This window comes from Streptococcus suis, assembly GCF_019794615.1.
GTDB lineage: Bacteria > Bacillota > Bacilli > Lactobacillales > Streptococcaceae > Streptococcus > Streptococcus suis_AI.
Map to the genome: position 1 here is coordinate 56736 of NZ_JAIMDU010000006.1, position 14784 is coordinate 71519.

At 37.3% G+C, this 14784-nt stretch carries 10 protein-coding genes; all 10 read right to left on the reverse strand.

Translation table 11 applies throughout. The features are described from left to right. Nucleotides 1-81 precede the first annotated feature (81 nt). Nucleotides 82-2790: a TOTE conflict system archaeo-eukaryotic primase domain-containing protein gene (locus tag K6V43_RS02895; protein ID WP_222381552.1), complete on the reverse strand. Its 2709-nt coding sequence runs from the start codon at nucleotides 2788-2790 to the stop codon at nucleotides 82-84. A gap of 69 nt (nucleotides 2791-2859) precedes the next feature. After that, the gene (locus tag K6V43_RS02900; protein ID WP_222381554.1) at nucleotides 2860-4434 is read right to left on the reverse strand and encodes a hypothetical protein; all 1575 of its coding nucleotides are present in this window, start codon (nucleotides 4432-4434) and stop codon (nucleotides 2860-2862) included. A 66-nt stretch (nucleotides 4435-4500) separates the two neighbouring features. Beyond that, on the reverse strand, nucleotides 4501-5733 hold the full coding sequence (locus K6V43_RS02905) for a DNA cytosine methyltransferase (protein WP_222381555.1): 1233 nt from the start codon (nucleotides 5731-5733) through the stop codon (nucleotides 4501-4503). A 15-nt stretch (nucleotides 5734-5748) separates the two neighbouring features. Further along, nucleotides 5749-6813, reverse strand: coding sequence for a hypothetical protein (locus tag K6V43_RS02910; protein WP_222381557.1), 1065 nt, complete (start codon nucleotides 6811-6813; stop codon nucleotides 5749-5751). Next, nucleotides 6806-7396, reverse strand: coding sequence for a hypothetical protein (locus K6V43_RS02915; RefSeq protein WP_222381558.1), 591 nt, complete (start codon nucleotides 7394-7396; stop codon nucleotides 6806-6808). The genes K6V43_RS02910 and K6V43_RS02915 overlap by 8 nt, the downstream gene beginning before the upstream one ends. Further along, nucleotides 7396-9273, reverse strand: coding sequence for an AAA family ATPase (locus tag K6V43_RS02920; protein WP_222381559.1), 1878 nt, complete (start codon nucleotides 9271-9273; stop codon nucleotides 7396-7398). The genes K6V43_RS02915 and K6V43_RS02920 overlap by 1 nt, the downstream gene beginning before the upstream one ends. A 13-nt stretch (nucleotides 9274-9286) precedes the next feature. Next, entirely contained in the window at nucleotides 9287-10567 is a 1281-nt protein-coding gene (locus K6V43_RS02925; protein ID WP_024418618.1) for a hypothetical protein, read from the reverse strand. Between the two features lie 144 nt (nucleotides 10568-10711). Then, nucleotides 10712-13363, reverse strand: a complete 2652-nt coding sequence (locus K6V43_RS02930; RefSeq protein WP_222381560.1) for a valine--tRNA ligase — start codon at nucleotides 13361-13363, stop codon at nucleotides 10712-10714. Nucleotides 13364-13477: 114 nt separating this feature from the next. Continuing rightward, nucleotides 13478-14053: a shikimate kinase gene (locus K6V43_RS02935; RefSeq protein ID WP_222381561.1), complete on the reverse strand. Its 576-nt coding sequence runs from the start codon at nucleotides 14051-14053 to the stop codon at nucleotides 13478-13480. Next, the gene (locus K6V43_RS02940; RefSeq protein WP_222381562.1) at nucleotides 14050-14439 is read right to left on the reverse strand and encodes a VOC family protein; all 390 of its coding nucleotides are present in this window, start codon (nucleotides 14437-14439) and stop codon (nucleotides 14050-14052) included. The genes K6V43_RS02935 and K6V43_RS02940 overlap by 4 nt, the downstream gene beginning before the upstream one ends. Nucleotides 14440-14784 lie beyond the last annotated feature (345 nt).

Consider the following 14784-nt stretch of genomic DNA (forward strand, 5'->3'; position numbering starts at 1 on the left):
TCTATATAAAATATTAAATTTTACTACAAATATGATTCTTTTTTTAAAGAAAAATCTAAACAAGTACAATTCGGACTTTTTTTATTTAATATTTGAATTCTCAAATTTTTCAAGCAGCTCAGTTGCAATCGATTGACTTTCCAATCTCAACAAACTAGCTTGGTCATCCGAATGATATGTAAAGGGGGATAAATTGCCATACCAAACGAGATTACTATCTAAGATAACTGTGGTCGTACCAATCCTTTCTGGTACAAGCTTCACCTTTACATTGTCACTGTTTACTCCCGTTAGCCACTCGCTTAACTTATGGCTTTTAGAAACTTGAATAACGACTTGTTTTCCTAGAAGTAGTCCCAATAACTCCTGAATCCTACTAGAAGTGAATGAATGCAATTGTAAATGGACTGTTGAACGTGTGTTCCGCAAATCCTCTCTAAATTTCTCCTCGTAATTCCTACCACTATAAAATACTTGGGTTTGCTTCTTTTCTCCAACTTGGTAAGCCATTTTTCGATAGGCTATCTGACGTTTCTGGTACATTTTTTCGAGATAAGGAACGTGTATATCTAGATAATCGACTATTCTCACCTCAGTTTTGCCTTGATAGGGACGGTGAAGCCGCCCTGCATACTGTATGAGGTTATTTTTCCAAGACAAAGGAGCTGCCAAGATTAATGTATCCAACTTTGGCATATCAAAACCCTCACCAATATACTTTCCTGTTGAAATGAGGACAAAGGGACTATTCTCATCTAGCTCACTGATTCTTTTCAGGAGTTCTTTCGTATCTCTTCTTTTACTCGCTCCACTCAGACAAAAAATATTAGTCATTTCTTTTTCAATAAGTAGCTTTTCCAATAGTTTTATATGTTCCAGTCGATTGACCAAGACAAGGATGTTTCGCTTTTCTTGATATAATTTGAAAATATCTTGCACAATCAAAGTATTGCGATTTAAATCTTTGGCAAGACAATCATTAAGTACAGAAAAGTTTGTGCTCCTTGACTGCTCCAAATCCAACTTTCCAAAAGATGTTAATCGGAGAAGCATCCTCTTATTAAATTCAAATTGTTCAGATTGGGCAGTATGTAAAATTGGGCCAATCCGTTGAAAGACAATCGGTTGATGTCCATTTTTACGCTCTGGGGTTGCTGTAAGGCCATATAGATATTGACCAGCAAATTGAGCAACTACCTTTTCAAACTGCAAGGCTGTCACATGGTGGCACTCATCCACAATCATCATATCGTAATCCGACAAAAAGTCGGAAATAGCGTCCAATTGCAAGAGAGATTGAATCATAACCACATCCACCAGTTTACTCCTCCATTTTTTAGAAGCACCATATTGCCCAATATGCCCTATTACTTTTATACGCCCTGAAGGAGTATAGCGAACCGCTTCTTCCTCTTCAATCTCTAAAAATTCATCCAACCTTTCCAACCACTGCTCCATCAGTTGACGATTATGAACTAAGATAATCGTTCGGCATTTCCTTTGTGCAATCAATGCTGCCCCTAAAACTGTCTTCCCGAAACCTGTTTCAGCACATAGCAAGCCATTCTCACTAGCTAATAAATCTGCCAAAGCAAGCTCCTGCTCAAAACGTAACATCCCTTTGAAAGTAATCTGAATCATAGATAGAATGTTACGATTATCCGTAACAGTTACTGTTTCAAATATTTCTTGTAAGCTAGCAAGTATTCCTCTTGGAAGATGCAATGCTTCATCCGTTTCTTCAAATAAATAAATGCGTTCTGGAGTCTGATAAGTTGGCTGTCTGGTCGCTTGTTTTAGATAAAATTCAGGATTAGAAAAAGATGCCAGCTTTCTCAATAAGTAATTTGTTTTTGAAGAAATAGCCCTCTTCTCAACTCGAATAACATTTGATAGGCTACAATCTAATACTGTATTATCTACAAAATCTGAAAACTCCTGCCCTAAGAAATCTAGTATTTTCTTCTGTCCAACCTTTTGAACCTGTTGAAGATAGGTCCATTGTTCAGAAAAGGGCTGAAAATGTTTATCAACAAAAACGGTTCTTCCCTTCTTGAAAGCTTCCCCTTGTAAGGGCAGGGCGATAAGATTACCAAATCCTCCCTTGGGCAGAATATCTTGATTTGGAAACATACGGTCAAATGAAGAAAAGCGAATATCTTTTGACTCCTGCATAGCCAATTCCAGCAATCGTTTCCCAACATTTCTTGCCTGCTGACAAGCAATTTCTTCCTCGAAGAAAAACCAGAGGTGAGCACCATTGCCCGAACGAGAGATTTCAATATGCCCCTCAAAACCATACTTTTCTGCTGTATCTCGTAGAATGGAGACCTCTTCTCTCCAATTCTTTTTATCAAAATCAATCGCCAAAAAGGAACACGTGTCTGATAGACTCATTGGAAAAATGCCAATACTCATTTCGCCACGTAGGTGAGTCAACAATACCTGTTTGGTCAAGGGTTGACAAGTTCTCTTTTCAACAGGAAGTTTTTTCCAACCATAGTTGTAAGAAGGAAAATAGTTAATTTTTCCATTTTCATCAATATAAGATTTCGCATAAACATCTACACGTCCCTTAAATAGGCTGAACAGAATGGAGAGTTTTTCATCGGTACATAGTTGATGTTTTTGTTTTTCAAAGTAATCGTGTAAATGCTTGTCACTAATCAGAAATTGCTGATTGTTATCTTGAAATTGCAATAAATTCAGAATCTTATCGGTAGCATAATAGGGAAAACGAGCAAGATGCTTTGCAACCTTACCCGTTGATTTTTCGTAATAATAAGACATGTGAGTTCCTCCAAATTGCCTATCGAGACTATCAATCAAGATGATATTTTTACATCGTATACGCTAATACTATTTCCTAGTTACCCAACCAATCGCATCTGCTGGTGGATTTTCCGTATCAATCCAGATAAACTCAATCCCAATTTCGCCATTTTTGAATTTGGATAATCGAATACCATTTATTTCGAGAGACTCCAATTTTTTCCCAGTCAATACTTCACGCTCAGCCAATTGGAATACACCTCTTAGTAACCATTCTCCAAGAATATCTTGCCTATCCACTGATTGAATAGCCTTACCTGATTCTTGGTTGATGTAGGCGTCAATGGTATCTCCTGATGATAGAAAACGAAGTGTGAAAGTTCGTTCTTCTTTTGTCAAGGCGAGCTTCTTCCCCGTTTCATCAAATGTTCCTACATTGTGACCGAAAAAGTCTGGTCGAGCATCATGAAACTTTTTAGAATCCGGAAGTGGAATATAAACTTCACTAACAGGACGGTAAACCAATTTCTCCAGTTTTTCAGATAGCTTTTCAACTCCCGATTTATTAGCAAAATTCATCAAGTCCGAGCGAATTTTCTTCATCCCAGCTTTCTCTTCTTTAGTGGACCACTTTTTCAATAAAATTTCTTCCAATGAATAAGTCACAAATGCCAGTTCTTCCGAAGTGAGCTGACCCGAAAATTCATCTTGGACTTTCTGAATACGTGCCAACCTATCTTTTTTGGCTAATTTAGCACCACCATTGAAAGCGTTGAAACCTGAATTCTCTTCAACATGGCCATGCTTGTCTGTAATGACCCATGAAACTGTATCAATAACTTGATTTTCTTTCTCGTCTGAGGATAAGGTATGGAGATTTTCAAAAATATAAAATGGATCTTCCACATAGTCCACATCCCAGGTATCTACCACTATTTCTTTGTTATGGAAGGTCATGTGAAGTTGGCTATCTGCTGCAGAATATTTGTAATCATGTTGACCATCTGTAAAGACAAAATTTGTAGGAGTTTTTAGACTGGTCGCTCCCTTAATCTGCAAGTTTTCCACATCAATCGGAAGGTAACTGGTTTCCCCTACAAATATTTGTGGCTTGGTTCCTTTTGCTGTTGGCATTAAGACATGGTAAACAGACTCAACCGTTGAATCCGAAGCAAAACCACGAATTTGTGCTTTTGAAGATTCTATTCGTTGATTTCGAAGTCTTGAAATTTCCACGGCTAAACTTTCATAAAGTGGATAATTATTTTTATCAGCAGTTGCTTTATCTGGCGCAATTGATGCATTAAACTTAATCTTTTGTAGCGTTTCTGTCCATCCTTGAGAATCTTTTTTAAATTGGGCGACTTTTTGATCCCCTGATTGAATACCAAATGACTTTATTCCAACTAAATACTTATGGTGATTGTCAACTACAACAGATGCATCAAAAGAAGTATTTGCAATATCCTCGCCAACTGCATGAAATGCCCGTTGAAAAACCGTTTCTTGAAACTTTGAATTAATAATTGGTGCGACATATTGAAATGTATCATCTTCCTCAGCTGTTTCTGATTTTTGAGAAAATGCCTCACTAAGACTTGCAAAATTCGTAATCAGTGTTCGATACTTTTCTTTATGCTCTGATTTTAACTTTTCCCACATTGACTGTACCTCTTTGTTCCTAATTATAGTATAGCAAAAGAAGACTAGTTTCTACTAGCCCTCTATTTAATTATTCGTAACGGCAATGCTATAAAATTCCAAGTGACCGCCTTTTTTGACCAAGCGTAAATAGTCTTCATCTGACAAAATTCCTAAACCGTCATTATACCCATCTAACTTAGCTATTGCTTCGTCATAGTTCTCAACAAAATCTTTCACATAGGACTGTCCTTCAAACTGACCATTCATCTTGGTATAGATAATCGCAACATTTCCTGTTCGCTCCAACTGTGATATACCTTTGGTAGTTTTCATTGCTTCAGCAATTTTATCTGCAATCCGCTTGATAACTGGTACAACAACGCTGTTTCCAGCCTGTTTATAGAGCTGGCCGTTGGATACACCTTCTGGAATTTTAAAGGTCTTGGGATAACCTTGAACGTTAAAGGTTTCTTTCGGAGTCAGCTTGCGAATTTCTCCAGTATCTGTCAAAATGAGGGGAACATTATGTCCACCTGTTCCCATATTTGCTGTTAAAGTTGGTACAACACCATTTTTGTTTTCCCTGACATATTGGCGTCGCCATTGGTAAACCGTATCTTGACTGGTCACAGCGTGCTTCAACTCTTCAAAGAAGGGTTGCTTTCCTTGGCGATAATAGTAATTCTCCTCTGGTTTTGCCCCAAAATCAATAACATCTTGAAGCCCAGTGGTCAGCTTAATTTCCTCTGGAAATTTAAATTTATCGTAGGCTTCCTTGTTATCAAAGCCAACAATGTAGATCCGCTCGCGGTTCTGCGGGATGTTCCCGTAGTCCTTGCCGTTCAACACCTTCCACTTGATAAAGTAGTTGTTCTCGGTCAAGGCTTCACGGATAACCTTGAAAGTGTTCCCGTGGTCATGAGAAACCATGTTCTTCACATTCTCGACAAAAATCGCCTTGGGTTTCTTGGCTTCAATCATCCGAAGCAACTCAAAGAAAAGGTCGCCTCGGTCATCTTCAAAGCCCTTGCGGTAGCCTGCAATACTAAAGGCCTGACAAGGAAAACCTCCGACAATCACATCGACTGTTTCCGAAGGAATTTCCTCTGGCAATACTGCGTGAATATCACGCCCGTCCAGATAAGTATCTGGGTAATTCAACTGATAAGTCTGTCTGGCATACTTATCAAACTCGTTGGCATACACCACTCTGAACTCGTTGGTCTGCTCAAAGCCCAACTCAATTCCACCAACACCTGAGAAGAACGCTGCAATAGCAAACTTCCCCTGCTGGCGTGAACTTACAGAATTTGTCATGTAAGCACCTGCTTTCTAATTAGATCCATTAACAATTAGATAGTCAAACCTTTCTAAAAGATTATCTAAAAATGTCCCCCGATAAGAGTTTCTGAAGCCATTACAAAAATTAGGAAATTTCTTATAAATCTGCTTGCTATCCTTATATTCTCCTTTACTAACTTTTTCGTAATATTCATTACATTTCTCTTTAATTTTTTCTGGATTATCATGAGCATAAAACATGTAAAGATACGTTTGATAAATTTCTTGCTCGTCAGCTTCAAGATGATCGCAATATTTATTTAATTGTAAATATCCGTCTCCAAATCGATAATGTGAATACCCATCTTTAGAATCAATATCAAAATATTTTCTTTGAATAATAAACTTTACCTCTATGATGGTCATCTGGTTATCTTTATTTCTAATTGCCAAATCCACAGACTCTTCATCATCCTTAGAGTAAGTATTCTCTTCCTTTGTGACAACACCTTTCATATGTTCTCTAAGAAATTCCCATAAATCATTTCGAAAATCCTGCTCAGATAATGAACTATTAATTTTATCAGTACCTTCTTTCAAAAAAACATCCGGTTTCTCAATTTTTCGTAAGGCTTGATATTTTTGGAACACCATCGGTAAGTTACATAGATCATATTTATTTAAATTTTCTTCATGGGATTTCTTTTTTTCTTCAAAGAAATATTGAAAATTTGGATCAGTATTCCCATTTATAAAATATTCTACTCCATTATTAGTTTGACAATAAACTCCTGCACAACCTTCATTACTCTTTTCTAGAGCTTGGTTCTTAAGATGAGAACTGTTACTATCAACAATCAACGGAGTTTTTTCGTTAGTTATCTTTTGACTCTTAAGAGAAAAGATATTTAAAGAATCATTGGAAAAATTTGAAGATATTTCTTTATGTATTTGATTTTTTAATGATAGTAAGCCGTCTAATTTATCAATTACTAATATAAAAGACTTTTTCTGTAGTTGCTCATCAAAATATAGACTCGTAAGAATCGTAAACTCAGCTTCATTTGGTAAAATAGTTGACTTGCTATTTAAAAAACTATTATTAATGTCAATCAACAGTTTCACCTCGCTTATCATTTTGGATATGCTGTATAATGAAATTTAACCAATGACTTAAAACATCATACTTTTCAATAGTCTGTTCTGTTATACTATCATAAAATGTATTTAATAGTTCTGATAATTCGCTATTGGAGACCGAAACTTCTATGTTTCTATTCTTAGCACTTTTAACACTTGGTTCTTCAAAAAGTAATGAAAAAACAGTATCATCGTCATACGAAGTCAATAAATTTACAAAGGATTGAATCTCTTTTAATTTTTCAGCAGATAAACCATCTGGCGACAATGAGTTTCCCCAGTTCACTAATTTAGCATTTGGGCATACAGTAGTAGTTTCTCTTGATAAAAAATCTGTAGCTACTAATCGATCGATTTCCTCTGAAAAGCCTGAAATTTTAATCCCAAAGTGTCTATCTGTATATACAGTAACTTCACTTTTCACCTCTTCCTGTAAAAATTGCCCTGTTATATAGTATAAATACAAATATCTTTGTAAGGTATTTATATTTATTTTCTTTCTAATTTGGCTAATAGAAAAAACGAATAATAAAATTGTTTCACGAAATGAATCACTCACTATACTGTCTCCTTAATTCTATATCTTGAAAGTTTCGTTAAATCAATTATATTAACAACATCTCCATACTCATCCATCAGTCCATCAATAAGATAACTTGATCGCTCATTTGAAGTGATAAAAAGGGAATTACCTTTATTTATGTAATATTTAAGAGTGGCAACAGCATTTTTCTCATGATATAAATCAAGAGAACTATCGGGAGTCTCACATAAAAATAAAGAATTTTTATGGAAATGACATAATATAGAAAAACGATAAGATAAATCAACAAATATCCGCTGTGATTCCGATAGAGTCATCTTATCATCTCTTAGGACATCATCCAAAATAAGTTGGATCAATCCCTCTTCATAATCATCCATAGATTTTTTGGGTAGCCTCAATTCTATCTCACGATTAGAACCAAAAAAACCTTTTGCGAATTTTATAAACTGATCAGAAAAATCAACAAATTTCTCAGACAGAGACTGCTCAATAATTATTTTCAACTCCCGTTCTTTTTGTTGAGCACTCTTCAACTCCATTAGCGCGTCTTCTTTTTGGTTTTCTAAAATAGCTAATCTATTTTTGTCTTCCCCCAAGTAATCTTTAGAGACTAAATTTATTTTATTAAATTTTTGTTGTGTTTCAATCAACTGGCTTTTTAAAATTCTTAGTCTCGTTTCGTCTGTCTCAATTTGGTTATTTAATTTTTCTATCTCTAATTTAATTTGCTTTATGCTATCAGAAATTTTCTTCCGTTCAATATCTAAATCAGATAAATTTCCCTTTTCCAAGGATTTTAATTTCTCATCACACAGAATACAATTTTGACTGTCCAACTCAAACTCATGTTTACTATTACAAAAAGGACATCTGTTGGATTTCATTGCATTAATATACTTACTGTATATTTTTTTATAATCAGGCTCAAATAAAATAGAATAGTATTTTTCTTCTACTCTCTTCTGCTCATCATAAAATTTCTCATACTTTTTTTTCAAACCAATCAGATTCGTCTGATTTTTGCTAATGCTTATATTAATACTTCTCTGCTCGCTATCAAGTCGACTTAGTTTGTTTTCCAATTCATCCTTCGTTTCTTGAATGTTCTCGATTTCTGAATTACCTTGCTGCTCAGCATTTAAAAATTTATTAGCATAATTCAAAGCCTCACTACGTTGTTTATATTTACTTTGTCTGTACTGAGTTTCTGAAACCGCTTCTCTATATCGTATATAATCATCTGAACTCAATATATACGAACCGATTATTTTTTGTTGCTTATCCGAATTCCAAAACGAATAATGTCTATCTTCACTGAAGAAAATGGTATCCGTAAACATATCAACTAACGTATTAAAACCATCAGGAACATTAGTTGCTTCTGCTATTTTTTGATTATAAACACCTATCAAATAGCTTTCAATCTCACTTAGTTCCTCATTATCTTCTTCAGAGTATTTCTTTTCATAACGTTGATAAGTAATTGTTTTATAGTCTTTTTTATCGTATACTTCATTATCTACCGAAAATTCTAGTAACTCAGTATTATAAAGGCTACGCTTAACTTTAAACAATTTTCCAGCAATATCAAACTCAACTATGACTTCTGCATCTTCTTGCTTTTGAATCATTCTATCTCTAAAAAAATTCTCCTTGAGCATTGGACGATTCGCTTTTTTACGATTTTTATAATTTTTAAATTTAATACCATAAGTATAGGGACCAATTATGGAATATAAAATTATATGTAACAATGTACTTTTTCCTGTCCCGTTAGTTCCTCTAATTAAATTTAATGTTTCTGAAAATTCGAGTTCTAACGGACAAGTATACAAGTCATAATTATTAATTATCATTTTTTTTAGAACGGGTAAATTAAATGTTTCCATCTGTAAGTACCTCCTATTTTTCTAGAACTAAAACTCCTTCAAGTAATTTCCCGATTTTTTCTTTTTGTTGTGGACTAGGGTTGATATACCTCGCCTTTCGGATTTCAATAACTTTAAATCCTATGTTTTCAGCTATTTCAGCACAAATTTCCAATGTATTGATTAAAACTCCAAAATAGGCAGAATTAGAAACATTAAAATAAACCCTACGACTATTTTTCAATTTTTGATACATGCCTTCAAAAATAATCTGCATATCCTCAAAGTAAGCCAGAATCATATTTAAAATTTCTTCGTTCCAAGATGAAATAGTTTTACTCGCAACTTCAAGTTTATCAAGGGTGATTTTTAAAAGAGGACTATTTACATTGTCTAGATTACTTATCTTTAATTGTACATGCGAACGAATCGTCTGAGCCCTAAGCTCCTTAATATCATTATAGTTTTTAAAAAAATCAAGGGCTTTTAACTCCAGCATATAAGAATCTGTATAATCTCTTGAGTTCAAATATGGGGGAGAGGTTATAATAAGATCTACTGAATTATTCGCAACTTTTTCAAAAATAAGTTTTCTAGAATCGCCCCTGTATAATAGTGGATTGTTTGAGAATGTATTACTTGGTTGCTCTTTTATATCGTCAACGATAATCTCTTTGATAAATCTAAAAAAACTATTGATAACATCTTCTTGAGAATATCTCTTCTCTTGCCAATTTTTTTTATAAGATAGACATTTCCCATTTCTGTATAAATTACTATAATCCAGTAAGATTTTGGATAGACAAATTATATATAGTTCTTTATAAAGCTTTGTATTCAATGAGTCTATCGCCAATTTCAATTTTTCAAGGGCAATAAAAACCTCTTTATCAAGATTCCATTTTTTCTTATCTTGACTTTCAACTAAAGTAGGAAATTCACTTTTTAAATCAATTTCACTATCATCTAAATTTGCTAAAAAATCTGTCATTACAGAGACATGATTTCTAATTGTTCTAATTTTATATTGATTCACTTTCAATTTAGCTTTAGATAGAACAAACATAAACGGATTGACTTCAAAAGATATACAACTAACGCTTCTTCTAGATAATTCTAGAGCAGTGGTTCCACTACCTGAAAAAGGCTCTAGGCATAACTTGACATCGTATCCTTGTTCATCGACTACAGAATTGATAAATTCTTTTGAGTATCCCTCAACAAAAGGATACCATCGATGTACACTAACTTCTTTGTTTTTATTAAATTGCATTATTCTATCATATTGCTCTAAATAGTCTGTATATTTATACATCTTTTATCCTTTTATTTAATTGACTAATCTATTCTAAGTATCAGCTATAGTGTATCATAAAACACGGAAAATATCCGTGTTTTAATCAAATTATCCAGCATTTCCCTAGCTGACAAAAATTCAAATGTCATCGTATTTTATCAGTCACCCCACCAACTTCTTCATCTCTTCAATCCGCGCTACTGTCGCATCGTATTTTGCTTGGTAGTCGGCTTGTTTTTCTTTTTCTTTTTCAACGACTTCTGGTTTGGCGTTGGCGATGAAGCGTTCGTTGCTGAGTTTTTTGCCGACCATATCTAGTTCTTTTTGCCATTTGGCAAGTTCCTTGTCTAGACGAGCTAACTCTTCTTCTACGTTGAGGAGGTCTGCTAGTGGCAAGAAGATTTCAGCTCCGGTGATAACAGCTGACATAGCTAGTTCTGGTGCAGCAATACTTGAGCTGATTTCCAGATGTTCTGGATTTGTAAAGCGTCGGATGTAGTTTTCATTTGCCTTGAAGAAGGTTTCAAGTTCAGCATCCGCCGTCTTAATCAAGATAGTAATCGGCTTAGAAGGAGCAACATTCACTTCTGCTCTGCTATTTCGCACCGAACGAATCAGATCCTTGAGACTTTCCACTCCCTTATGGGCTTCCGCATTGTCAAAGGCTGGATTGACAACAGGGTAGGCCGCCACTACGATAGAGCCTTCTGCGTACTGGGCGAAGATCTCTTCCGTCACAAACGGCATGATTGGGTGGAGGAGGCGAAGGATTTGGTCCAGCGTGTAGAGAAGGACAGAGCGAGTCATGACTTTCTCAGCCTCGTTATCGCTGTAGAGCACTTCCTTGGTCAGCTCGACATACCAGTTGGCGAACTCTTCCCAGATGAAGTTGTAGAGGATGTGACCAGCCACACCAAACTCGAACTTGTCGAAGTTTTCAGTGACCTTGGCAATGGTTTCGTTGAGGTTGTGGAGAATCCAGCGGTCCGTCACGTTGCCAGCCTCACCAGCTGCCACCTTGGCAACATTCTCACGTGCCACATCCAAGGTCAACCCTTCATTGTTCATGAGGATATAGCGGGAAATGTTCCAAATCTTGTTGATGAAGTTCCAAGAAGCGTCCATCTTCTCATAAGAGAAGCGAACATCTTGACCAGGGGCAGAGCCGTTTGACAAGAACCAACGCAAAGCGTCCGCACCGTATTTCTCGATGACGTCCATTGGGTCGATCCCATTTCCGAGCGACTTGGACATCTTGCGACCTTCTTCGTCACGGATCAAACCGTGGATCAGCACATTCTTGAATGGCTGACGGCCTGTGAACTCAAGCGATTGGAAAATCATCCGTGACACCCAGAAGAAGATGATGTCGTAGCCCGTTACCAAGGTTGAGGTTGGGAAGTAACGCTGGAAGTCTGCCGCATCTTCGTCTGGCCAGCCCATAGTTGAGAATGGCCAAAGGGCAGAGCTGAACCAGGTATCTAGGACATCCTCATCCTGTACCCAACCGTCACCTGCTGGAGCCTCTTCTCCGACGTACATTTCGCCAGATTCGTTATACCATGCTGGAATCTGATGACCCCACCAAAGCTGACGAGAGATAACCCAGTCGTGTACATTTTCCATCCATTGCAGGAAGGTATCGTTGAAACGCGGTGGGTAAAATTCTACCTTATCAGCTGTGTCTTGGTTGGCAATGGCATTCTTAGCCAATTGGTCCATTTTAACAAACCACTGGGTTGACAAACGTGGCTCGACTACCACACCTGTACGCTCCGAGTGACCAACGGAATGCACACGGTTTTCGATTTCCACAAGGGCACCCAGTTCTTGTAACTTAGCAACCGTTGCCTTACGGGCTTCAAAGCGGTCCATACCTGCAAATTCACCTGCCAACTCGTTCATGGTACCGTCTTCATTCATAACGTTGACTTGTGGCAGATTGTGGCGTTGTCCTACGAGGAAGTCATTTGGATCGTGGGCAGGAGTGATTTTCACAACCCCTGTACCAAATTCTGGGTCTGCGTGTTCATCCGCAACGATTGGAATTAACTTGTTAACGATTGGCAGGATAACGTTTTTGCCAATCAAGTCCTTGTAACGTGGGTCTTCTGGGTTAACCGCCACCGCAACGTCACCGAACATGGTTTCAGGACGAGTTGTCGCAACTTGAAGGGCACGAGAGCCGTCTTCCAACATGTAATTCATGTGGTAGAAGGCACCTTCTACGTCCTTGTGAATCACTTCGATATCAGAAAGAGCTGTGCGAGCCGCTGGATCCCAGTTGATGATAAATTCGCCACGGTAGATCCAGCCTTTTTTGTAGAGTTCTACAAAGACCTTGCGAACAGCTTTTGACAAGCCTTCATCAAGTGTGAAACGTTCACGTGAATAATCCACAGATAAACCTAGTTTACCCCATTGCTCCTTGATGGTTGTAGCATATTCATCTTTCCATTCCCAGACTTTATCGAGGAATTTTTCACGACCAAGATCATAGCGTGTGATACCTTGCTCCCGCAAGCGCTCCTCAACCTTAGCCTGAGTGGCAATCCCCGCGTGGTCCATACCTGGTAGCCAGAGGGTGTCAAAGCCTTGCATGCGTTTTTGGCGGATAATGATGTCTTGAAGAGTGGTATCCCAAGCGTGTCCCAAGTGCAACTTACCAGTTACGTTTGGCGGCGGAATGACGATAGAATAAGGCTTGGCCTCCGCATCGCCTGACGGCTTAAAGACATCTTGATCCAACCAAGTTTGGTAACGACCAGCCTCAACCTCGGCTGGATTGTATTTTGGTGATAATTCTTTTGACATTATTTTTTCTCCTTTAGTATTCTTTAAGAAAATTGGTTTATACTATCCTCAAGCTAGAAATAGCCCAATTCTTTTTCATATAATCTCCTAGAAATAGTCAGTCCCTTGGGCTGGCTATTTCGTTTGTTCTTGCTCAAGCTCCTCCATTTTTTGGATAATCAGTTGAGCTACGTCATTGGCAGAAAGATGGGTATTATTAATTTTGAGATAATGCTGAATCCCCTCTGGAATGCCTAATGAGGTATATTGACATGTATCAGCTGTAGAAAGAATCTCAGCCTCTGAAACTTCAATGTTTCGTTTCAAAGGTTTATGGGTCAGTCGATTTTCTGTCCGATTACGCCACAGACGCTCTTCTAAAGCAGTTTCCAATTCAACAAATAAAATTTCCTGACCATGATGATGAAAAATCGTCTGAACTGTTGTAAGGAATTGAACATCTATGAGATTTTTAAAATTAATCAAGGCAGTTCCAATCAGTGGGCGGCCTGACCTAGCAAACACATCATAAACAGCAAATGTAATACGTGTATTGAGGTCAAACATATCCTCAGAAAATTCTGGAATAAAACGTAGGCTAAAATCAATCGAATCATGATTATGAAAGAGGGTCATCCCTGTCAATTTTGCAACTTCCTGCCCAATGGTCATCTTGCTAGAAGCTTGTGCTCCAATAATAATTAGATTCATACTGCCTCCCCCACCAACTCTATCTTGATTCCATCTGGGTCTTCTAGATAGAGGGCATAGTGGTCTGGTCCTCCTGCATGTGGATAGCGGTCGTCGTAGAGTAGTTTGACTCGTCTGGTCAAAAATTCCTTCCGCCATTGGTCAACCTCATCAGGTGTGCCCGCATGAAAGGCTAGATGATTGAGACCAGTGCGGCACCGGTGATAGCCTGCTCCTAGGAAGTCCTTTGGCGTTTGGACAAAGACCAGGTACTGCTCTACTTTTTTATAAGACAGCCCGTCCTCCCACTCCTGATAGAGCGAGTAGCCCAGCTTGGTCAGAAGAAAATCGTAAAATGCACGTGAGGTTTCCAAGTCTGAAACATATATTTCAACATGATGTAACATATCTTCTCCTTTCCAAATGAAAATCCCTGCCTAGACTTGCTAGACAGGGACGAAGTTATTCCGCGGTACCACCCTTGTTCAGATAATTTATCTGCACTTTACTTATTCGATTCACATCATCAGCAACCAGTTTTGACATTTGTGCGGATTTCTCAGTACCACCGCTTCCTGTGACAAATGGGGCTCAAAACACCTCTGATTGGCTTTATTCTATCAAAATATTTTAGAAAAAGCAATTAAGAATCATTCCCTTTGTTGTATTTTTCAAAACCCGTTCCTTTTTCTAACAATAATATTTGGTTTAACTCTCTTAAACTCAAGAATTTTCCTCCACTGATGGATTGA

Bases quoted from the DNA above. Each gene is read 5' to 3' on its own strand.
- K6V43_RS02895 (WP_222381552.1), bottom strand. From the start codon at position 2,790: ATGTCTTATTATTACGAAAAATCAACGGGTAAGGTTGCAAAGCATCTT.
- K6V43_RS02900 (WP_222381554.1), bottom strand. From the start codon at position 4,434: ATGTGGGAAAAGTTAAAATCAGAGCATAAAGAAAAGTATCGAACACTG.
- K6V43_RS02905 (WP_222381555.1), bottom strand. From the start codon at position 5,733: ATGACAAATTCTGTAAGTTCACGCCAGCAGGGGAAGTTTGCTATTGCA.
- K6V43_RS02920 (WP_222381559.1), bottom strand. From the start codon at position 9,273: ATGGAAACATTTAATTTACCCGTTCTAAAAAAAATGATAATTAATAAT.
- K6V43_RS02925 (WP_024418618.1), bottom strand. From the start codon at position 10,567: ATGTATAAATATACAGACTATTTAGAGCAATATGATAGAATAATGCAA.
- K6V43_RS02930 (WP_222381560.1), bottom strand. From the start codon at position 13,363: ATGTCAAAAGAATTATCACCAAAATACAATCCAGCCGAGGTTGAGGCT.
- K6V43_RS02935 (WP_222381561.1), bottom strand. From the start codon at position 14,053: ATGAATCTAATTATTATTGGAGCACAAGCTTCTAGCAAGATGACCATT.
- K6V43_RS02940 (WP_222381562.1), bottom strand. From the start codon at position 14,439: ATGTTACATCATGTTGAAATATATGTTTCAGACTTGGAAACCTCACGT.